Origin of the sequence: Roseateles albus, from assembly GCF_028595345.1 — a bacterium.
GTDB classification, from domain to species: Bacteria; Pseudomonadota; Gammaproteobacteria; order Burkholderiales; family Burkholderiaceae_C; genus Paucibacter_A; species Paucibacter_A albus.
The window spans coordinates 305,460-324,090 of sequence record NZ_JAQQXT010000005.1; the positions used below are offsets into that span (position 1 = coordinate 305,460).

Here is an 18,631-nt window from a genome sequence, read left to right on the forward strand (position 1 = left end):
TGAGCTTGGAGCCAGGCGGCGTTCTACAAATTAGCGGAGCAGCTCGGGCAGCTTGCCCGTGCGATCCTTCCAGTCATCGGCGTCCGGCAGCGGTGCGTGGCGCTTGGTGATGCTGGGCCATTTCTTGGCCAGATCGGCATTCAGCTTGATCATGTGCTGCATATTGCCCGGCACATCTTCCTCCGGCACGATCGCATTGACCGGGCACTCAGGGATGCAGACAGCGCAATCGATGCATTCATCGGGATCAATGGTCAGAAAGTTCTGGCCTTCGCGGAAGCAATCGACCGGGCAGACATCGACGCAGTCGGTGTACTTGCAGCGGATGCATGATTCGAGGACGACGTGGGTCATGATGGTGCAGCTCGTGTTGTTGTTTGGTCTGAATTACCGCGCAATGCCATTTCACTCTGAGGCTAAACGGCGGCAAAACGCGGATTTTAATCGCTTGGGGTACTCATGCCGGCTTGATGCGTCGCAAGACCCGGCGTGATGCTGGAATTTGTTGGCGCGGACTGGGCTTGCGGCGGCGGCAAAGCCAGCGCTTTGGCACCAGCGCCAACGGTCACCACGGTCGGCCGGCCCTTGTGCAGCAGCGAGGCCGCAGCGAGCGAATCCACCCGGTGATCGCTGGCCAAGGCATCGACACAGCCCGCTTTGGAGACCACGCTGACCGGCGTATCCGCCGGCCAACCGGCCTCGATCAGTTTGCGGCCCAAGGGGCCGAGCTGGCGTCCGGCCATATAGAAAACTTCGGTGTCGGCCGAGCGTGCGGCCTGCAACTCACCCAACTGTGTCATCGCCGTCGTCAGGCTGACGCTGCGGCCCGTGCCGCGCCGGGTCAAAGGGCGCTGCGTCTGCGCGGCAGCGGCAATCGCGGCGGTCACGCCGGGCACCACTTCGCTGGCGATGCCGGCCTCGGCCAAGGCCAATAACTCTTCTTCCAAGCGGCCAAACACGCTGGCGTCGCCGCCCTTCAAGCGCACCACCAAGCTGTGGCTCAAGGCCTGCTTGACCAGGGTCGCGTTGATGGCGGTTTGCTTGGTGGAATGGCAAAAGCCACGCTTGCCGACGTCGATCCAGACCGCGTTTGGTGCCAAGTCGCGCAGGGCCGGGTCGGTCAAGGCGTCGAACAGGACGACCTCGGCAAGACCCAAGGCCCGCGCGCCGCGCACGGTAATCAAATCGGCCGCGCCGGGGCCGGCGCTGACGAAGATAACTCGGCCCTTGCTCGTGCTCATCTTCAGCTCGCTGCGCGCACCAGCAAGGCGCCGCTGGTGCGGTTGCTGGTCGGGTCGACGACGATCAAGGCGCCGCCGATGCGGTTGCTCGCATAGGGCTCAACCGGCAGCGCGCTTTGCGTTTCGATGCGCACATGGCCGATTTCGTTGACCTTGATCTCGGCGGCCTCTTGCTCGGCCAGGGTGTGGATGTCCAGGCGGTGCTCAATTGAGCTGATGCGAGCCTGCACCCAGCGGTTGCCATGGCGCAGCCAATATTTGCGCCCGGCGACTGCCGGCTCGGTGTCTAGCCAAGCCAGCGTCGCCTCAAAGCTTTGCGTCGGCGTGGCCGAGCCGGGCGTGACGATCCAGTCGCCGCGCGAGACGTCGAGTTGACGGTCCAGCAGCACGCCGGCCGACTCGCCGGCCACGCAATGCGCGACCGTTTCGCCGGCGCGCCGCACTTCGGCCACGATGGCTGTTTGGCCACTCGGCAAAATCTGAATCTGGTCACCGGCCTTGACCTGGCCGTGCGCAATGCGGCCCCACAGCGTGCGCGGCTGATGGCCAACACCGTCGCCGGCATCGCCAGGCTCACGCGCCACATACTGCACCGGGATTGACAGCCCACCTTCGACCTTTTCCTGCACGCCGGGCAGGCTTTCCAGCACTTGCAGCAGCGAGGGGCCTTGGTACCAGGTCGCCCATTCGCCGTCCAGCGGCTGGGTCACGTTGTCACCGCGCAGCGCCGACACCGGCACGATGGCGGTCACCTCGATGCCTGCTTGTTCGGCAAAAGCGCGCAAGGCTTTGCTGACCGCCGCGAAGGCCGGGCCGGGTTGCTCCAATGCGTCGAGCTTGTTGACGGCGAAGACGATGCTGGGCACGCGCAGCAGATGAGCTAACAGGCTATGCCGACGGGTTTGCGGCAGCAGAGTGACGGCGTCCACGCTGGTGTCCAGCTTGGTGATGTCGACCAGCACCACGGCGGCGTCCGAGCCGGCGGCGGCGGTCACCATATTGCGCGTGTACTGCTCATGGCCGGGCGCGTCGGCGATGATGAATTTGCGCGACTTGGTGGCGAAATAGCGGTAGGCCACGTCGATGGTGATGCCTTGCTCGCGCTCGGCCTCCAGGCCGTCGGTCAACAGGCTCAGGTCGAGCGGTTGTCCGGCGGCGCGCTTTTCCAGCATGTCGAGCTGGTCGGCCAGGATCGCTTGGCCGTCGAACAGCAGGCGGCCGATCAGCGTGCTCTTGCCGTCGTCAACGCTGCCGGCGGTCAGGAAGCGCAGCGCGCGGTGGTGGGTGTCCACATCTAGGTCGTGGACGATATCGAGATTGGGAACTGCACTCATGGCTTGGCTCATCCGGTATTGTTCAAGTGGAGCCCATGGAACCGGCTTTGCCGGGCCATCGGGCTCGCCCCCTTGAGGGGGTGGCGCGTGAGCGCCGCGGGGGTGGTCCTAAAAGTAGCCTTCCTTCTTGCGGCGCTCCATTGAGGCCTCCGAAGTTCTGTCGTCCATGCGGGTGGCGCCGCGCTCGCTGACGGTCACGGTCAGCGTCTCGGCGACGATGTCGGTGGCGGTGGCGGCATTGCTTTCAACCGGGCAGGTGCAGGTCATGTCACCGACGGTGCGAAAGCGCACGGTGGCTGTCTCGACCACTTCGCCGGCTTCCGGCGGCGTCACCTCGGTCAGCGGCACCAAGAGGCCCTTGCGGCGAATCACTTGGCGCTCATGCTTGTAGTAGAGGCTCGGCAGCGGGATGTTCTCGCGCGCCAGATAGAGCCATACATCCAGCTCGGTCCAGTTGCTGATCGGGAAGGCGCGGAAATGCTCGCCCGGCCGGATGCGCGTGTTGAACAAGCTCCACAGTTCGGGTCGCTGTTCCTTGGGCTGCCATTGGCCGAAGCTGTCGCGGTGGCTGAAGATGCGCTCTTTGGCTCGCGCCTTTTCCTCGTCGCGGCGGGCGCCGCCGATCAGCACGTCGAAGCGGTTCTCTTCGATCGCTTCCAGCAGCGTGACGGTCTGGTGGCCGTTGCGCGACTCAAGCGGATAGGCCAGGCGCACCGTACCTTTTTTGATCGACTCGTCCATGTGCGCGACGATCAGGCGGTCACCCGACTCGGCCACCAACTGGTCACGGAAGGCGATCACTTCGGGGAAGTTGTGGCCGGTGTCCACATGCACCAGCGGGAAGGGCAGCTTGCCTTTGTAGCTGCCGTCGGCCTGGCGGGTCTTGAAGGCTTTTTCGGCCAGACGCAAGACCACGCAGGAATCCTTGCCGCTGGAGAAGAGCAGACCCGGGCGCTCGAAGGCGGCGGCCACTTCACGCAGGATGAAGATCGCTTCTTCTTCCAGGTGGTCGAGGTGGCGGTGGTCGATGTTCGGCAGCAATTGGTTCAAATTCACGGGGGCGTTCATGCCGAGGCTCCAGTCTTTTCTTCTTCTGAATTTTGGCGAGTTGCGTGCAGTCCGCACTCTTTGGCCGAACTCTCCTCCCACCACCAGCGCCCCGAGCGGAAGTCTTCTCCGACCGAGATCGCCCGCGTGCAAGGCGCGCAGCCGATGCTGGGCATGAATTGGTCATGCAAGGCGTTGAAGGGCACATCAAAGATGGCGATGTAATGCCAGACGTCAGCCCAGCTCCAGTCGGCCAGCGCGTTGATCTTGGTCCGGCCGTTGTTGTCGGTTTCGCTGAAGGGCACGACCGCGCGGTTGCTGGATTGTTCGCGGCGCAGGCCGGTGATCCAGGCGGTGTGACCTTCCAGCATGCGGCTCAGCGGTTCCAGCTTGCGAATCGCACAGCATTCTTTGCGCAAGTCAAGGCTCTCATACATGGCGTCGGCGCCGCGCACGCGCACGAAAGTGACGACCGCATCATTGACCGGGCTGTAGACAGCGACCTTGAGGCCGTAACGCGCCTCGATCTGCGGCAGCAGCGCCAGCGTTTCGGCATGCAAGCGGCCGGTGTCCAGCGTGGCGATGCTGATGGGCAGTTTGTGGCGGGCGATCAGGTCGGTGATGACCATGTCTTCGGCGCCCAGGCTGCTGGATTGCAGCAGGCCAGTGCCATGATCGAGCGCGGCCTCTTGCAGCAGCTCTACCGTCTTGGCCAGGCGTTCGGCAAAGCCGGCAGTTTCTCGAGCGTAGAGCTTGATGGCCGAGGCGCTGGTCGCTGCGCCCGGTAGCGAAAAGACCTCGCCGCTCATGCCTCACCTCGCGCAAACAAAGGCTGCTTGGCGTCCACATCGCCCTGGTAATGCCCTTTGAAGAAGCCCAGCGCGCGTTCGGCCGCGGCCTTCGACTGGTCGGCGCGCATGTGCACCGCGTCAAAGCCGGTGCGGGCCAGCAGCGGCAGCATGTCGACCAAGACTTCGCCGGTGGCGCGGATCTCGCCGGCAAAGCGGTAGCGCGAACGCAAAAGCTTGGCCTGGCTGTAGGCGCGGCCGTCCACCCATTTCGGGAACTTCAGCGCGATCATCGTCAGGCGCGGCAAGTCAGCCACCAGGCCTTCGATGTCGAAGTCGTTGTTCAGCTCAACGGCGGTGACCAGGCCTGCCGGCCAATGGTCTCGCACCGCGTGCCATTGCTCCAGGGTCAGCAGGATGTTCGGCGCCGGATCGGGGTGCGGCATCGGGCCGTCTTCGCCGACCACGTGGTGCCATTGCTGATTGTGGTTGTCAATAAACTTCATGATGTTCTGGTCTTTCAGTGAGCTGCGCTGGTAACGCCAGTCACGGTACGCACGGCGTTAGCGGGTGCCTTGAAGGGCTCCAGGCCGATGCGGCGCACGGTGTCGATAAAGCGCTCGGCTTGGCTGCTGCGCTGGGCGCGGTAGGTGTCGATGACGGACTCGATCACATCGGCCACTTCGTCGGCGGCAAAAGAGGGGCCGATCACGCGGCCGGGCACCGATTGGCTCGACAGCGTCGAGCCGTCCGAGCCGCCCAGCGAAATCTGATACCACTCCTTGCCGTCCTTGTCGACGCCGAGCACGCCGATGTGGCCGCTGTGGTGGTGGCCGCAGCTGTTGATGCAGCCGCTGATGTGCAGATCGATATCGCCGATGTCGTACTGCTCGTCCAGGTCTTCAAAGCGCTCGGTGATGGCGGCCGCCACAGGGATTGAGCGAGCATTCGCCAAGGCGCAGAAGTCGCCGCCGGGGCAGGCAATCATGTCGGTCAGCAAGCCGATATTCGGTGTCGCCAGGCCCAGCGAGCGGGCGGCCTCGAAGACGGCGGGCAGGTCGGCCTCGCGCACCCAGGGCAGCACCAGGTTCTGGTCATGGCTGACGCGTAGCTCGGCCGCGCTGTAACGGTCGGCCAAGTCGGCAGCGGCTTCCATTTGCGCGTCGGTGGCGTCGCCGGGCGCAATGCCAGCGCGCTTCAGCGACAAGGTCACGGCCCGGTAGCCGGCGAGCTTGTGGCGCGCGACATTGCGCTCCAGCCAGCGCTTGTAGGCGCCAGCTTCGACACCGGCAAAGATGTCTGAGGAGGCAGTGGCTTGTACACCGGCCGGCGTGACGAAGCAGGCGGCCACGCGGTCCAGCTCGGCCTGTGGAATCAGGTGTTCTTGGCCCCCGGCGTCCAGCTCAAGAATCTGCTTGAATTCGGCGTTAACGTCGTCGAAGAAGGCCTGGCCCTCGGCCTTGACCAAAATCTTGATGCGTGCCTTGTAGGCGTTGTCGCGCCGACCGTAGCGGTTGTAGACGCGCACGATGGCCTCGATGAAGACGAGGATCTGCTGCCAAGGCAGGAATTCGCTGATGACCTGGCCGACGATAGGCGTGCGGCCCATGCCGCCGCCAACCAGCACCTTGAAGCCGACCTCGCCGGCCGCGTTCTTCAGCAGTTGCAGGCCGATGTCATGCCAGGCAATCGCGGCGCGGTCTTCCGTCGTGCCGGAGATCGCGATCTTGAACTTGCGCGGCAGGAAGGCGAACTCGGGGTGCAGCGTGCTCCACTGCCGCAGCACTTCGGCATAAGGGCGCGGGTCGACCAGCTCGTCATGTGCAACGCCGGCAAAGCAATCGCTGGTGATGTTGCGGATGCAATTGCCGCTGGTCTGGATGCCGTGCATGTCAACGGCGGCGAGGCGGTCCATCACATCGGCCGACTTGTCCAGCGGAATCCAGTTGTATTGCAAATTCTGGCGGGTGGTGAAGTGACCATAGCCGCGGTCGAATTCACGCGCGATGCCGGCCAACTGACGCAGCTGCGCGCTGCTCAAGGCACCGTAAGGCACGGCGACGCGCAGCATTGGCGCGTGGCGCTGCACATACCAGCCGTTTTGCAGGCGCAGCGGGCGGAAGTCCTCGTCCGGCAGATTGCCGGCCAGATGGCGCTCCAGCTGGTCACGGTACTGCGCCGCGCGGGCGTGGACGAATTGGCGGTCAAAGTCGGTGTAGGCGTACATAGTTCTTCGAGATTAGATTAGGTCGCTCGCCGGGCCGCCCCAAGAGCGGCCTGCGCCCTCTCGGAGGGCAGCGAACGGAGTGAGCGTGGGTGCATTGTTTCAGTGAATGACTTTCCAGCCGGCCAAGACCAGCGAGCCACAAAGCAGGCCGCGCACGACGTTGTCAGGCAAGCGCCGCGTCAGCTGCGCGCCCAGCCAGATGCCGGGCATCGAGCCGATCAGCAGCGGCACCAAAAGGGCCCAATTTACATTGCCCAGCGTCGCATGGCCAATGCCCGCGACGAGTGTCAGGGGAACGGCGTGCGCAATATCGCTGCCGACGATGTAGCGGGCTTCCAGGCGCGGGTAGAGCAGCAGGATCAGCGTCGCGCCAATGGCACCGGCACCGATCGATGACAGCGACACCAGCACGCCCAGGATCACGCCGCAAGCCACCGTCAAGGCCGGTTTGCGCGACTCGGGGATGTAGCGCTCTAGGCGCAGCCCCACCGCCTGCCATGACTTCTTGAAGGCCACCACCACGGCGGTCAGCAGCAGGGCGATGCCCAGCGAAAAGGTCAGCGTGCTGGCCCAGCCCTTGGTGATCTCGGTCATATGCATGACGGCGACGGTGGCGATCGAAGCCGGGATGCTGCCGGCCAGTAAGAGGCCGGTCAACTTCCACTTCACATGGCCGTGGCGTGCGTGGGCCACCGAGCCCGATACCTTGGTCAGCGCGGCAAACCACAGGTCGGTGCCGATGGCGACGGCCGGGCTGAGCTTGAAGACCGACAGCAGCAGCGGCGTCATCAGGGAGCCGCCGCCCACGCCGGTGATCCCGACGATGATGCCGACACCCAAGCCGCTCAATACTGCAATCCAGTCCATGCATCTCCTTTGTTGAGCGGCCATGGTGGCAACCCTAGGGGGCGGACTTTAAAGTCCGCTCATAGATATACAAACCATTTGTTCGTAAATTGCTTATTCGAAATTTCGTATATGGGCAGTTTCCGGCTCGCGGTAAGCTCTGCGTCCCCGCCTTCCCTGAATTCCATCGCCCACATGTCCCAATTCCCCAGCTCCCGCGCCGAAGCCACCAAAGTGGCGATTTACTGGGATTTTGAAAATCTCCATGCCGTGCTGGCCAATGCCGCCCATGGCGACAGCGCTTACCGCGACAACCGTCTCAAGCTGCAGCCGGTCTTTGTAGACCTCAAGCCCATCCTGGAATATGCAGCCTCCCTGGGTGACATCATCATCAACCGCGCCTATGGCAACTGGCAGTTTTTTGCCAATTACCGCCATGCCTTGAATGAGGCTGGGGTCGATTTGATCCAGATGTTCCCGCGCGGCTCGAATATGAAGAACAGCGCCGACATCCGCATGGCGCTGGATGCGCTCAGCGATGTGCATAACCACCCGCATCTGACCCATGTGGTGGTGATCTCAAGCGATAGCGACTTCATCAGCCTGGCGCAAAAGGTCAAGCAAGCCGGCCGTTTCATCGCCGGCGTCGGCGTGGCTGGCTACAGCAACCGCTTCTGGACGGTCAGCTGCAACGAATTCAAGTTCTATCAAAACCTGCTGGCCGCGTCGGCGCCCAGCGCGGTTGAAGGAGAGCCGCTGGAGTTGGAAGCTGGGGCAGGCGTCGTGCCGCCTGCGGTTGACGAGGTGGAGTCGGTGGAGGCCGTCGGCTCACCGTCGCTGGAGGACGCCAAACAAGCCTTGCTGCGCGCGCTCAAGCAGTTGGTCGACCGCAACGGCGAGAACTATGTGTCGCGCAGCGCGCTCAAGGTCTTCATCAAGCGCCTGCTGCCTTCGTTCGACGAGCGCGCGCTGGGCTGCGACAACTTCTCCGAGTTCTTGCACCGCTTCCCTGACTTGGTGGTCGAGGTCGATGCGATCAGCGGTGGCCATGTGGCTTTCGCCAACCAGCCAGTTGGGCAGGCAGCGCCGGAAGAGCCAGCGCCTTAAGTCTTGGCCAACTGCACCAAGGCCCGCACCTGCTCCGTGATGCGCGGCGGAACGGCCTCGCTGCCGTCCAGCATCGCGCGGATCAGCGCCGCGTTGGCATGGGCTTCGCAGGCGTCTGAGAGCGGCCAATCAATGTCGTCTGTATCGGCTGGATGCAGGTCCGAACGGTGGCCGTCGGCATAGCCGTAGAGCTGGGCCTTGCGGCGCAGATGCGCGTAGGCCTCGCCCTCGCTGGCGCGCATCAAGAGCGCGCGCCCGCCGCCAGCCGTCAGCCCTGTCAGCGCCTCGCCCATGCTGAGCAGGTACTCCGGGTGTGTGACGGCCACCACCCGGACGCTGCGCCCCGGTGCGGCGTCGAGCAGTTTGGCCACGCTGTGGCCGCTATTGCGTACGCCCAGCCTTGGTCGCAAGGCCATCAAGGCGTCTAGGCCGGGGTTCAGTGCGGCCAGCGGTAGGCAAGCCAGATGGGTGCTCAACAATTGCTCGGAAGCTTCTGCCACCGAATCGGCCAATGGCAGACCCAGCGCGGCCAGCAATTCGAACGGGCTTTCGCGGCTGTCGAAATCATGCCGACCGTGGATCAAGACTGGCACCCCCTCGCGCGCCAGCAGCAGCGCCACCAATGGCAGCAGATTGGCCTGCTTGCGGGCGCCGTTGAAGGTGGGGAGCAACACGCAGCGCGGGCCTTCGGGCACGCTCACATGGGCGGTGCGCACCTGCATCGCACGCTCAAATCCAGCCAACTCGGCCTCGCACTCGCCCTTGATGCGCAGCGACAGCAGAATGGCGCCCAACTCCATATCTGGCACACCACCGTCCAGGATGGCGCCAAACAGCGCCTCGGCCGTGGCCGCGTCCATATCGCGAGCACCTTTGCTGCCGCGGCCGATTTCTTTGATGAGGGGGGCGAATTGCATGGCGGGAGTTTAGTGGCTGGATCAAGCCGCCCTGAACTTGCCAAAACCAAAGCTCGGTTGGCCTGCCAGAATGGTGCCTTTCCAAACCAATCCACTGCGGGATCATTCATGAGCAACCCTATTTTTCAAGCCTCCGTACCCGTGTTCAAGCAGATGTTGGGCGGCCTGTCCGACGTGCTGGCCAAGGCCGAGGCCCATGCCGGCGCGCGCAATATCGACGCCGACGCCTTGCTGCAAGCGCGGCTGTTCCCCGATATGTTCGCGCTGACCAAACAGGTGCAGGTGGCTTGCGATTTCGCCAAGGGCGTCTGCGCCCGTCTGGCCGGTGTCGAGGTGCCCAGCGCCGAGGACAAGGAGCAGAGCTTTGCCGATCTGCAAGCCCGCATCCAATCGACGCTGGCCTTTATCGAAGGTTTGCCAGCTGACAAGTTCGATGGCGCCGCCGACCGTGCCATCGTCACCCGTCCCGGCACCCCCAAAGAGCGCCGCTTCACGGGCCAAGACTATCTGCTGCATTACGGCCTGCCGCAGTTCTTCTTCCATGTCACTACCGCCTATGCTTTGCTGCGGCATAACGGTGTGGAAGTGGGCAAGAAGGACTATATGGGCGCCTATTGAGCATGCGGCCGGCCCCCTTGCAGTTCATGGCAAACTCGGGGCCGCAGTAAACAGCTTTAACAACATTGGCGCGATATCGATGTGATGAGCGCCACCCAAGGAGATCGCAATGGCAAAAGGTCAGCAAAAAACCAATAAGGAAGCGAAGAAGCCCAAGAAGGACACTTCTCCTCCAAAGCCGATTTCGCCTGACGCGGTCACGCCCACCCGGGTGACCGTCGTGCCTGATCGCAGCAAAAAGGCGAAGTAAGGGCTTTGCCGCCCAGGGCCTGACGCCGGCCTGCAGTCCGATCAGCTTGCCGGCCTATTCAGCCAGATAAACTGCTGCCCTTGCGCAGCAGTTTTTTTAGCGGGAACAACCCTCATGGCCGGCCTTAGCACCACCACCCCCACGCCCACCGAAATCACCGTTCACCAACAGTCGCGCGTGCTGGAAATTGCATTCTCTGACGGTGCGCGCTTTCGCATCCCCTTCGAGTTGATGCGTGTCTACAGCCCTTCGGCCGAGGTCAAGGGTCATGGCCCAGGCCAAGAAACGCTGCAAACTGGCAAGCGCGAGGTGCTGATCACCGCCTTGGCACCGGTCGGCCATTACGCCGTGCAGCCTCAGTTCTCGGACGGCCATGACAGCGGCCTGTTCTCCTGGGACTATTTGTACGAGTTGGGCGCCCATGAGGCTCGCATGTGGCAAGACTATGAAGACCGCCTGAGCGCAGCAGGCCTCAGCCGTGATCAGCCGATGGCGGCCAAGTCTGGCGGTTCAACATCGACGGGCTGCCATTAAAGAATGACAGGATGTTAGCGAGTTTGCTAACATTCGAGTGATGAATCATGGCATTCCAAATTGAGTACTTTCACGAGCGAGTCCTCACGGAAGTCGAATCTTGGCCGGTTGATGTGCTGGCTGATTACGCCAGATTGCTCGAATTGTTGGCGGAACATGGCCCCAGCCTTCGGCTCCCGCACTCCCGAGCGTTTGGGAGTGGGTTGTTTGAATTGCGTCCGCGAGGGCGGTCGGGCATTGGCCGCGCCTTCTATTGTTTTTTGATGGGGCAACGCGTGGTGATCTTGCATGCTTTTATCAAGAAAACTCAGCAAACGCCTGACAGTGAATTGAAAACCGCGCGCAAGCGCCTGAAGGAGGTCCAAGATGGCTGATCTGACTTACAAACCGGTGCGCCACGACCACGCTAGCTTTGTCGCCAAGGCCAAGCAGCGCGAGGGCTTCACCCAGGCCTATGACGAACTGGAACTTGAATACGCATTGGCCAGCCAGATGCTGGCGGCGCGCGCCAATGCCGGCTTGACGCAAGACGCCGTGGCCCAGCGCATGGGCACCACCAAGAGCGCGATTTCTCGACTTGAGTCGGCGGGCCGCCACGCCCCCTCACTCGCGACGCTGAAGAAATATGCGTCTGCCGTGGGCTGCGATCTGCAGGTCAAACTGGTGCCGCATAAAGCGAGCTGATAGTTCGCCGCCACTGATGGCTGACCCTTCCCCAAACAAACCTGAACTTGAGACAAGCCCCATGACCAGCACCCATTTCGGCTACAAAACCGTTGACGAAGGCGAAAAAGCCAGCCGCGTGCGCGGCGTGTTCGACTCGGTCGCCTCGCGATACGACGTGATGAACGACCTGATGTCCATGGGCATGCACCGCGCCTGGAAGGCCTACACGGTGGCGGTGGCCAACCTCAAGGCCGGTGAACGCGTGCTTGACATCGCCGGTGGCACCGGCGATTTGTCGCGCGCCTTTGCCCGCAAGGTCGGCGACAGCGGCATGGTTGTGCACACCGACATCAACGAAGCGATGCTGCGCCAAGGCCGCAACCGCTTGCTCGATGAAGGACTGGTGCTGCCCACCAGCTTGTGCGACGCCGAAAAGCTGCCCTTCAAGTCGGCCAGCTTCGATCTCGTCAGCGTCGCCTTCGGCCTGCGCAATATGACCCACAAAGACCAGGCGCTGGCCGAAATGTGCCGGGTGCTCAAGCCCGGCGGGCGCCTGCTCGTTCTGGAGTTCTCCAAGGTCGCCGCGCCGCTGCAAAAGCCCTACGATTGGTATTCATTCAAGATTCTGCCTCGCCTGGGTCAGATGATTGCCGGCGACGCCGACAGCTACCGCTATCTGGCCGAGTCCATCCGCATGCACCCAGGTCAGCAAGAGCTCAAGGCCATGATGAAGACGGCCGGTTTTGGCCATGTCGATGTGCACAACCTCAGCGCCGGCGTGGTGGCGCTGCATGCGGGGATCAAGTGTTGATGCATTGAGCGATGCCTTGAGCGCCACGGCCTTGGGCTTGACTAGGCTCGGTCTGAGATTCACCGCCCAGGCGATTCTGGGTAAATGGCCGCTCAGCTATCAAGCCAGGGATCGCTCAAAACATCGGGTAAACCGTAGGTAATATCACCGGGTTTTGCCACATAGTTTGAGATGAATTGTCATTTTCCAAAGTTACACTCGCACGTCCCTCAGGGGTGGCCGCGTATTGCACTGCGGCAAAAGTTCAGAGATGCCGGGGCCGGCATTTAGCAACGCTAGGAAAAAGGGTAGACAAGTTATGAAGCTGAAGACGACTCAACAACAAAAAGAATCCCTGGGCGCGAGCACGGCTTTGCGCAGCCCCATGCGCCTATCGGCCCTCGTTGCGGCCGTGTCGGTGACCCTTTTGCTGGCAGCTTGCGGCGGCGGCGCCAAGTCCGACAAGGCCTCGCAAACGGCGGCCAAGGTGAATAAGGAAGAAATCACCGTTCACCAGATCAATTTTGTGTTGCAGCGCCAGCAAGGCCTTAAGCCCGAGCAAGCCGAAGCCGCCTCCAAGCAAGTGCTGGAGCGCTTGATCGAGCAAGAATTGGCCGTGCAAAAAGGCCAGGAGCTGAAGATTGACCGTGACCCCAAGGTGGTCCAGCAAATCGAAGCCGCCAAGCGCGAAATCATTGCCCGCGCCTATGTTGAGCGCATCGGCGAGTCCATCTCCAAGCCCACCAACGAAGAAATCAGCAAGTATTACAACGAGAAGCCGGCGCTATTCAAAGACCGCCGTATTTTCAGCCTGCAAGAGCTGGCTATCGAGGCCACGCCCGAGCAAATCCCGGCCATTCGCGAGAAGCTCCAGTCGTCCAAGAGCATGGCTGAGTTTGCCGAGTATTTGAAGAGCAACGAGATTCGCTTCAACGGCAACCAAGCCGTGCGCGCCGCCGAGCAACTGCCACTGGCTGGCTTGGACGCCATTTCCCGCATGAAAGACGGCGACTCTGCTGTTACGCAAACTCCAAACGGCCTGACCGTCTTGTTCCTGGTCGGCTCGCGCAGCCAGCCGGTTGACGAAGCCCGCGCCAAGCCGGCGATCGAAGCTTTCCTGAGCAACCAGCGCAAGTCTGAACAGGTTCAAAAAGACATCAAGGCCCTGCGCGACGCAGCCAAGATCGAGTACGTAGGCAAGTTCGCCGAAGGTGCGCCGGGCAAGGATGGCGCTGCTTCGGCTGCGGCCCCAACTCCCGCGCCGACCCAGACTCCGGTTCCAGCTCCAGCCCCTACCGAAGCCCCTGCTGCTGCCACGCCTGCCGCTCCAGCCGCAAGCGGCCTGGACGCCAGCGCCATCTCCAAAGGCATGGGTCTGAAATGAGCGCAATGATGATGAAGATGAAGAAGCCCACCATGATCAAAACAATGGCTAAGCAATCTAAGCGGAATTTGCTGGTCTGCGCATTGTTTGGCGCGCAAGCGCTGGTCCTGGCACCTGCGGCCTTTGCGCAAGGCCCCGCCACAGCAACAAGCCCGGTCGCTTCGGCCGAGTACCGGCTCGGAGCCGGCGACGTCATGCGCATCTCGGTCTACCAAAACCCCGACTTGACGCTCGAAACTCGCGTCTCCGAGAACAACGTCGTGTCTTTCCCCCTGCTGGGCAGCATCAAGGTCGGCGGCTTGAGCGTCACGCAAGCCGAGCAGCTGATCACGGATGGGTTAAAAAAGGGCAACTTCATCAAAAACCCGCAGGTCACCATCGTGGTTTTGCAGGTCAAGGGCAACCAAGCCAGCGTTTTGGGCCAAGTCAATCGCCCGGGCCGCTACCCGATCGAAACCGCCGACATGCGCCTGACAGACCTGATCGCCAACGCCGGTGGCGTGGCCAGTGGAGCCGGCTCTGAAACCCTAGTTCTGACCGGCAAGCGTAATGGCCAGCCTTACCGCTTGGAAATTGATTTGCCTGGCATTTTCGCCGCAGGCGGCGGCACGCAAGACGTGTTCATCCAGCATGGCGACGTGGTATGGGTTGACCGCGCACCGATGGTCTATATCTACGGCGAAGTGCAGCGTCCCGGCCCGATGCGGTTGGAGCGCGGTATGACCTTGATGCAGAGCCTGGCAACCGGCGGCGGCATCACACAGCGCGGCACCGAAAAAGGCATCCGCGTGCACCGCAAGAATGCCGAAGGCAAGGTCGAAATCATTCAACTCCCGATGGATGAGAGTTTGAAAGATGGCGATGTTGTTTATGTCAAAGAGAGTTTGTTCTAAGGGGCCTAGGCAATGCACATAGCTCAATTTTTGTTGGTTCTGAGAGCGCGCTGGAAGGTGGCGCTCGCAGTATTTTTGATAACGGTTGTCTCAACGATTGTCGTTAGCCTCTCAATACCTAAGAAATATGCGGCAACCGCATCGGTAGTTATCGATGTGAAACCAGATCCAATCGGTGGAGCCATTTACTCGGCGATGATGGGCCCGGCTTTAATGGCCACTCAGGTCGATGTAATGCAAAGCGACCGGGTTGCCTTGAAGGTTGTTCGAAATTTAAAATTAGCGGAAAACCCGCAAATTCGGGAGCAGTTCCTAGCCGGATCGAATGGAATAGGCACTATCGAGCAATGGTTGAGCGAGTTGTTTCAGCAAAACCTGGAAGTTAAACCCGCACGTGAATCAAATGTTATCAATGTGACTTACAAAGCTGCTGACCCACGTTTCGCGGCTGCAATTGCTAATGCATTTGTGCAAGCCTACATTGAAACATCGGTTGAGCTTCGTGTTGATCCGGCGCGCCAATATTCAGCCTTTTTTGAACAGCGAGCTAAAGAGTCGCGCGAAAAGCTGGAAAAAGCGCAAGCGGCTTTGTCTAATTTTCAATCTGAAAAGGGCGTAATCATTAATGATGATAGGCTCGATGTTGAAAACAATAGGCTAAATGAGTTGTCCTCCCAGCTGGTTATGTTGCAAGCATTGGCTGCTGAGTCTGGCAGTCGTCAAACCCAAGCAACAGGTGCCTCCGCTGATCGGATGCAGGAAGTTTTGAGTAACCCATTGCTTGGTAGTATGAAGGCCGATCTGAATCGTGCCGAAGCTCGATTGCAAGAGCTGAATGCAAAATTGGGCGATCGCCACCCACAGGTAATTGAAGCAAAGGCCAGCATCAGTGATATCCGTTCCGCGATCGAAGCTGAGACAAAGCGTGTGACTGGCGGTGTGAGCATCAGTAACAAAATTAACCTCCAACGGGAAACTGAAGTTCGGGCGTCACTAGAGGCGCAAAGGGCGAAGCTGTTGCGTTTGAAGGGGGTGCGGGACGAGGGTTCTGTGTTGTTGCGCGATGTTGAAAATGCGCAACGTGCCTATGAACAAGTTTTGGCTCGTTTGAATCAGTCGAACCTGGAAAGCCAGACAACACAGACGAATGTTGCCATTCTCAACCCAGCTTCGCCGCCAAATGCCGCAGCTTCACCGAAGCCGCTGCTGAATGCTTTGCTGTCTGTTTTCGTCGGAAGCTTACTTGGACTTGGCATCATATTGCTACTTGAAATGATGAACAGGCTGGTGCGATCGCCGGAAGATGTGTCCGAGATTTTGGGCCTACCTGTCTTGGGCGTGGTGCCAAGTCCGGCCTCAAAGCGCATGTTTGGCCTAAAAGCGATTGGAACCCAGATGGAACAGCGAATTCTTGGTCAGCTGCCAATGTCTGGCAAGGGTGCATGATGACAAGTTATACAGATACAAATACAGCTGCGGCAGAAGGTTCTGGAATGGAGTCAGGGGTACCAAAACCGGCTACACGTGACCGTTCTATTGGCGACATTATTCGAGACACGCGAAATTTGTCAGCAGAACAAGTTGAGCAAGTCTTAAAGCATCAGCGGGAAAAAGGGGTCCGATTCGGAGAGGCAGCAATTGCACTTGGGTATGCAAGCTCAGACGACGTGCTTTTCGCACTGGCTCAGCAGTTTCACTATCCGCTCACAGCTGGGGAAACAAAGCATGTAAGCCCCGAACTTGTTGCCCTCAATCAGCCATTTTCTGTGCAGGCTGAAGCTTTCCGAGCATTGCGAAGTCAAATCACTATGCGTTTTAACGTCGAAGGCGAACCTAGGCGCGCCTTGGCTGTTATTAGCCCTGACTCGGGCGACGGTAAGACTTTTTTTGCGGCAAACTTGAGTATTGTTCTAGCGCAGTTGGGCGGGCGTACTCTGTTGGTCGATGCGGATATGCGCAGCCCTCGCCAGCACGAGGTTTTTGGCTTGAAGAATTCTGCAGGTCTTTCAGGAGTTTTGTCTGGACGTGTGGAGCAGCAAGTTATTCAACAGATTGCAGGAGTTGCCAATCTATTTGTCTTGCCTGTCGGATCAACTCCACCAAATCCACTGGAATTGGTTGAGCGGCCTGCATTCGGATTACTAATGCATGAGTTAGTTTCAAAATTTGATCATGTAATTGTTGATACACCGGCGGCGGCATTCGGCGCCGATGCTTCGGTAATCGCCTCCCGTTGTGGTGCTGCATTGGTAGTCGCGCGCAAAAATTCATCTCGCATTGCTGCCCTTCAAGAGCTGATCAATTCACTTGCAGAGAGCCCTGCAAAGCTGGCTGGTGCAGTTTTTAACGAGTATTGAACAATGAATTCATCCGAGGCAAAGAAGCCAGCTGGCGTTAAGGCCAATGGTTTCATTCAGGGATTGCTTCCAGTCGGATTTGATCGACTGGGTTTAGGCCTGCTTTTTTTGGCATTCTTGGCGATGTATGTCCCGACATACTTTAAGTTGGGTGCAACTATCTGGCCAACAGACGAGCAAGGGCATGGTCCGATTATTTTGGCTGTGAGCTTATGGTTGCTTTACGAGAAGCGACATGAGTTGGCGGCGTTGCCTGCCCCCGCCTTCAGTCTTATGGGTTGGGGACTGTTAGGCTTTTCTTGTATTTTGTACGCTATCGGCCATTCTCAAGATCTTCTATTCTTTGAGGCGGGCTCTAAAATTGTTTTGCTGACGGCTTTGGCATTGATTTTCAAGGGGGTACCGGGTCTTAAATTGATTTGGTTTCCCTTGTTCTTTCTGTTATTTATGGTGCCATTGCCAGAAAACTTGGTCGCGGCGGTGACGGCACCATTAAAGACGGCAGTATCGTATGTGGCAAGCGGCTTGCTTTACCAGCTTGGCTACCCCATAGGGCGATCAGGTGTGACGTTGACAGTCGGCCAGTATCAGTTGTTAGTGGCCGATGCTTGTGCTGGTCTCAACTCTATGTTCACGCTTGAAGCATTGGGGCTGCTGTATATGAATTTGATGAAATACAAGTCATTTGCCCGGAATATTTCCCTGGCCATACTGATTATTCCAATTTCATTTTGCGCAAACATTATCCGGGTGATGGTGCTTGTATTGGTTACCTATTATTTTGGTGACGAGGCCGGGCAGGGTTTTGCCCATGGATTTGCCGGTATGGTTCTGTTTTTGGTAGCTTTGACTTTGATTTTGTCAGTGGATGGTTTGTTGGGCTTGGTTTTCAAAGAGAAGAAATTACCATGAAGTTGACGCGAAGACGTGCAATTGGCGCCTCAGCTTTGATGTTCGGTGCTGTTGCTTTGGGTACTTTGGGCACGCCGAACCAATTGCTGTCAAAGAGTTATTCGGCCCTAGATTTGGAAGCTTCAATTCCTCGCGTGATAGGCGATTGGACAGTAGACTCGGCGTCAGTACCAATTTTGCCATCGCCAGATGTTCAAGCGACGCTGGGGAAGATTTATGACCAAACGGTCAACAGAACCTATGTTAATTCGACCGGGCAACGAGTAATGTTGTCAATTGCGTACGGCGGGGCTCAAACCCGGCAGTTGCGTGCTCACCGACAAGAGGTTTGTTATTCGGCTCAAGGTTTTCAAGTAAGTAAATTGCGGCGAGAGCGGTTGGAGTTGGCTGGTGCTAGTTTGCCCGTCGCCAAGATGATTGCAAAGCAGGGTAACCGCATAGAACCAGTCATGTATTGGTTCACGATGGGTGATTATGCCGTCATGAGTCTTTGGGATCGACAGAAAGTACAGTTTCTGTATTCCTTGAAAAATCAAATTCCAGATGGATTCTTGGTTAGATTCTCGTCAATTTCTGAGAATGAAACTGAGGCTTTTGATTTGCAGTCGCGTTTTGCAGAAGAAATGTTTGCAAAACTACCTCCAGAGGTGGCTGGGCGATTACTCGGCACGAAGAACTAATAAAAGAAGCACGAAGTGACGCGGCACTCAACGCGCTTTT

The 18,631-nt window shown here is 59.4% G+C and carries 22 protein-coding genes; 13 read left to right on the plus strand and 9 right to left on the minus strand.

Going from position 1 to position 18,631, the window contains the following annotated elements; all coding sequences use genetic code 11:
* Nucleotides 1-30: 30 nt before the first annotated feature.
* From fdxA to PRZ03_RS10810, 8 genes are all read right to left on the minus strand, one after another.
* A complete protein-coding gene (fdxA, locus tag PRZ03_RS10775; protein ID WP_263534495.1) occupies nucleotides 31-354 on the minus strand; it encodes a ferredoxin FdxA in 324 nt (107 codons plus the stop codon).
* Between the two features lie 86 nt (nucleotides 355-440).
* On the minus strand, nucleotides 441-1,241 hold the full coding sequence (cobA, locus tag PRZ03_RS10780; RefSeq protein ID WP_273600296.1) for a uroporphyrinogen-III C-methyltransferase: 801 nt from the start codon (nucleotides 1,239-1,241) through the stop codon (nucleotides 441-443).
* 2 nt (nucleotides 1,242-1,243) lie between these two features.
* Nucleotides 1,244-2,575: a sulfate adenylyltransferase subunit 1 gene (locus tag PRZ03_RS10785; RefSeq protein WP_273600297.1), complete on the minus strand. Its 1,332-nt coding sequence runs from the start codon at nucleotides 2,573-2,575 to the stop codon at nucleotides 1,244-1,246.
* A 108-nt stretch (nucleotides 2,576-2,683) separates the two neighbouring features.
* On the minus strand, nucleotides 2,684-3,643 hold the full coding sequence (gene cysD / locus PRZ03_RS10790) for a sulfate adenylyltransferase subunit CysD (RefSeq protein ID WP_263534492.1): 960 nt from the start codon (nucleotides 3,641-3,643) through the stop codon (nucleotides 2,684-2,686).
* Nucleotides 3,640-4,431, minus strand: coding sequence for a phosphoadenylyl-sulfate reductase (locus tag PRZ03_RS10795; RefSeq protein WP_273600298.1), 792 nt, complete (start codon nucleotides 4,429-4,431; stop codon nucleotides 3,640-3,642). Before PRZ03_RS10795 ends, cysD begins: the two co-directional genes overlap by 4 nt.
* On the minus strand, nucleotides 4,428-4,916 hold the full coding sequence (locus PRZ03_RS10800) for a DUF934 domain-containing protein (protein WP_273600299.1): 489 nt from the start codon (nucleotides 4,914-4,916) through the stop codon (nucleotides 4,428-4,430). The genes PRZ03_RS10795 and PRZ03_RS10800 overlap by 4 nt, the downstream gene beginning before the upstream one ends.
* Before the next feature lie 14 nt (nucleotides 4,917-4,930).
* Nucleotides 4,931-6,637 (minus strand): nitrite/sulfite reductase, encoded by a 1,707-nt coding sequence (locus PRZ03_RS10805; RefSeq protein WP_273600300.1) that lies wholly within the window; start codon nucleotides 6,635-6,637, stop codon nucleotides 4,931-4,933.
* 99 nt (nucleotides 6,638-6,736) lie between these two features.
* The gene (locus PRZ03_RS10810; protein ID WP_273600301.1) at nucleotides 6,737-7,504 is read right to left on the minus strand and encodes a sulfite exporter TauE/SafE family protein; all 768 of its coding nucleotides are present in this window, start codon (nucleotides 7,502-7,504) and stop codon (nucleotides 6,737-6,739) included.
* Between the two features lie 174 nt (nucleotides 7,505-7,678).
* Between PRZ03_RS10810 and PRZ03_RS10815 the strand changes: the two genes are divergently transcribed.
* Nucleotides 7,679-8,590, plus strand: coding sequence for an NYN domain-containing protein (locus PRZ03_RS10815; RefSeq protein ID WP_273600302.1), 912 nt, complete (start codon nucleotides 7,679-7,681; stop codon nucleotides 8,588-8,590).
* Here PRZ03_RS10815 and ybiB read toward each other — a convergent pair.
* Nucleotides 8,587-9,507 (minus strand): DNA-binding protein YbiB, encoded by a 921-nt coding sequence (gene ybiB / locus PRZ03_RS10820; RefSeq protein ID WP_273600303.1) that lies wholly within the window; start codon nucleotides 9,505-9,507, stop codon nucleotides 8,587-8,589. The two genes, PRZ03_RS10815 and ybiB, sit on opposite strands and share 4 nt — an antisense overlap.
* A gap of 108 nt (nucleotides 9,508-9,615) precedes the next feature.
* Between ybiB and PRZ03_RS10825 the strand changes: the two genes are divergently transcribed.
* The 12 genes from PRZ03_RS10825 to epsI all read left to right on the plus strand — a co-directional run bounded on the left by PRZ03_RS10825 (nucleotide 9,616) and on the right by epsI (nucleotide 18,591).
* Entirely contained in the window at nucleotides 9,616-10,125 is a 510-nt protein-coding gene (locus PRZ03_RS10825) for a DUF1993 domain-containing protein (RefSeq protein ID WP_273600304.1), read from the plus strand.
* A 109-nt stretch (nucleotides 10,126-10,234) separates the two neighbouring features.
* Nucleotides 10,235-10,375, plus strand: a complete 141-nt coding sequence (locus tag PRZ03_RS10830; RefSeq protein ID WP_263534484.1) for a hypothetical protein — start codon at nucleotides 10,235-10,237, stop codon at nucleotides 10,373-10,375.
* 114 nt (nucleotides 10,376-10,489) lie between these two features.
* A complete protein-coding gene (locus PRZ03_RS10835) occupies nucleotides 10,490-10,909 on the plus strand; it encodes a gamma-butyrobetaine hydroxylase family protein (protein ID WP_273600305.1) in 420 nt (139 codons plus the stop codon).
* A gap of 47 nt (nucleotides 10,910-10,956) precedes the next feature.
* Entirely contained in the window at nucleotides 10,957-11,283 is a 327-nt protein-coding gene (locus PRZ03_RS10840) for a type II toxin-antitoxin system RelE/ParE family toxin (protein ID WP_273600306.1), read from the plus strand.
* Complete coding sequence (locus PRZ03_RS10845) at nucleotides 11,276-11,593, plus strand: helix-turn-helix transcriptional regulator (protein ID WP_273600307.1); 318 nt, start codon at nucleotides 11,276-11,278, stop codon at nucleotides 11,591-11,593. The genes PRZ03_RS10840 and PRZ03_RS10845 overlap by 8 nt, the downstream gene beginning before the upstream one ends.
* Nucleotides 11,594-11,654: 61 nt before the next feature.
* Complete coding sequence (gene ubiE / locus PRZ03_RS10850) at nucleotides 11,655-12,386, plus strand: bifunctional demethylmenaquinone methyltransferase/2-methoxy-6-polyprenyl-1,4-benzoquinol methylase UbiE (RefSeq protein ID WP_263534482.1); 732 nt, start codon at nucleotides 11,655-11,657, stop codon at nucleotides 12,384-12,386.
* Between the two features lie 298 nt (nucleotides 12,387-12,684).
* Nucleotides 12,685-13,749: an EpsD family peptidyl-prolyl cis-trans isomerase gene (locus tag PRZ03_RS10855; RefSeq protein WP_273600308.1), complete on the plus strand. Its 1,065-nt coding sequence runs from the start codon at nucleotides 12,685-12,687 to the stop codon at nucleotides 13,747-13,749.
* 44 nt (nucleotides 13,750-13,793) lie between these two features.
* A complete protein-coding gene (gene epsE, locus PRZ03_RS10860) occupies nucleotides 13,794-14,642 on the plus strand; it encodes a polysaccharide export protein EpsE (RefSeq protein ID WP_273600309.1) in 849 nt (282 codons plus the stop codon).
* 12 nt (nucleotides 14,643-14,654) lie between these two features.
* The gene (gene epsF, locus PRZ03_RS10865) at nucleotides 14,655-16,088 is read left to right on the plus strand and encodes a chain length determinant protein EpsF (RefSeq protein WP_273600310.1); all 1,434 of its coding nucleotides are present in this window, start codon (nucleotides 14,655-14,657) and stop codon (nucleotides 16,086-16,088) included.
* Nucleotides 16,085-16,999 carry a polysaccharide biosynthesis tyrosine autokinase gene (locus PRZ03_RS10870; RefSeq protein ID WP_273600311.1) on the plus strand — a complete coding sequence of 305 codons (915 nt, stop codon included), beginning with the start codon at nucleotides 16,085-16,087 and terminating at the stop codon, nucleotides 16,997-16,999. The genes epsF and PRZ03_RS10870 overlap by 4 nt, the downstream gene beginning before the upstream one ends.
* A gap of 3 nt (nucleotides 17,000-17,002) precedes the next feature.
* Nucleotides 17,003-17,911: an exosortase B gene (xrtB, locus tag PRZ03_RS10875; RefSeq protein ID WP_273600312.1), complete on the plus strand. Its 909-nt coding sequence runs from the start codon at nucleotides 17,003-17,005 to the stop codon at nucleotides 17,909-17,911.
* Nucleotides 17,908-18,591, plus strand: coding sequence for an exosortase-associated protein EpsI, B-type (epsI, locus tag PRZ03_RS10880; RefSeq protein WP_273600313.1), 684 nt, complete (start codon nucleotides 17,908-17,910; stop codon nucleotides 18,589-18,591). The genes xrtB and epsI overlap by 4 nt, the downstream gene beginning before the upstream one ends.
* The last annotated feature ends 40 nt before the right edge of the window (nucleotides 18,592-18,631 follow it).

Coding starts and splice junctions, on each gene's coding strand:
- cysD (WP_263534492.1), bottom strand. CDS start 3,643: ATGAACGCCCCCGTGAATTTGAACCAATTGCTGCCGAACATCGACCAC.
- PRZ03_RS10870 (WP_273600311.1), top strand. CDS start 16,085: ATGATGACAAGTTATACAGATACAAATACAGCTGCGGCAGAAGGTTCT.
- PRZ03_RS10800 (WP_273600299.1), bottom strand. CDS start 4,916: ATGAAGTTTATTGACAACCACAATCAGCAATGGCACCACGTGGTCGGC.
- epsE (WP_273600309.1), top strand. CDS start 13,794: ATGGCTAAGCAATCTAAGCGGAATTTGCTGGTCTGCGCATTGTTTGGC.
- xrtB (WP_273600312.1), top strand. CDS start 17,003: ATGAATTCATCCGAGGCAAAGAAGCCAGCTGGCGTTAAGGCCAATGGT.
- PRZ03_RS10835 (WP_273600305.1), top strand. CDS start 10,490: ATGGCCGGCCTTAGCACCACCACCCCCACGCCCACCGAAATCACCGTT.
- PRZ03_RS10855 (WP_273600308.1), top strand. CDS start 12,685: ATGAAGCTGAAGACGACTCAACAACAAAAAGAATCCCTGGGCGCGAGC.
- cobA (WP_273600296.1), bottom strand. CDS start 1,241: ATGAGCACGAGCAAGGGCCGAGTTATCTTCGTCAGCGCCGGCCCCGGC.
- PRZ03_RS10785 (WP_273600297.1), bottom strand. CDS start 2,575: ATGAGTGCAGTTCCCAATCTCGATATCGTCCACGACCTAGATGTGGAC.
- PRZ03_RS10840 (WP_273600306.1), top strand. CDS start 10,957: ATGGCATTCCAAATTGAGTACTTTCACGAGCGAGTCCTCACGGAAGTC.
- PRZ03_RS10810 (WP_273600301.1), bottom strand. CDS start 7,504: ATGGACTGGATTGCAGTATTGAGCGGCTTGGGTGTCGGCATCATCGTC.
- ubiE (WP_263534482.1), top strand. CDS start 11,655: ATGACCAGCACCCATTTCGGCTACAAAACCGTTGACGAAGGCGAAAAA.
- ybiB (WP_273600303.1), bottom strand. CDS start 9,507: ATGCAATTCGCCCCCCTCATCAAAGAAATCGGCCGCGGCAGCAAAGGT.
- PRZ03_RS10815 (WP_273600302.1), top strand. CDS start 7,679: ATGTCCCAATTCCCCAGCTCCCGCGCCGAAGCCACCAAAGTGGCGATT.
- PRZ03_RS10795 (WP_273600298.1), bottom strand. CDS start 4,431: ATGAGCGGCGAGGTCTTTTCGCTACCGGGCGCAGCGACCAGCGCCTCG.
- PRZ03_RS10845 (WP_273600307.1), top strand. CDS start 11,276: ATGGCTGATCTGACTTACAAACCGGTGCGCCACGACCACGCTAGCTTT.
- PRZ03_RS10830 (WP_263534484.1), top strand. CDS start 10,235: ATGGCAAAAGGTCAGCAAAAAACCAATAAGGAAGCGAAGAAGCCCAAG.
- fdxA (WP_263534495.1), bottom strand. CDS start 354: ATGACCCACGTCGTCCTCGAATCATGCATCCGCTGCAAGTACACCGAC.
- epsF (WP_273600310.1), top strand. CDS start 14,655: ATGCACATAGCTCAATTTTTGTTGGTTCTGAGAGCGCGCTGGAAGGTG.
- epsI (WP_273600313.1), top strand. CDS start 17,908: ATGAAGTTGACGCGAAGACGTGCAATTGGCGCCTCAGCTTTGATGTTC.
- PRZ03_RS10805 (WP_273600300.1), bottom strand. CDS start 6,637: ATGTACGCCTACACCGACTTTGACCGCCAATTCGTCCACGCCCGCGCG.
- PRZ03_RS10825 (WP_273600304.1), top strand. CDS start 9,616: ATGAGCAACCCTATTTTTCAAGCCTCCGTACCCGTGTTCAAGCAGATG.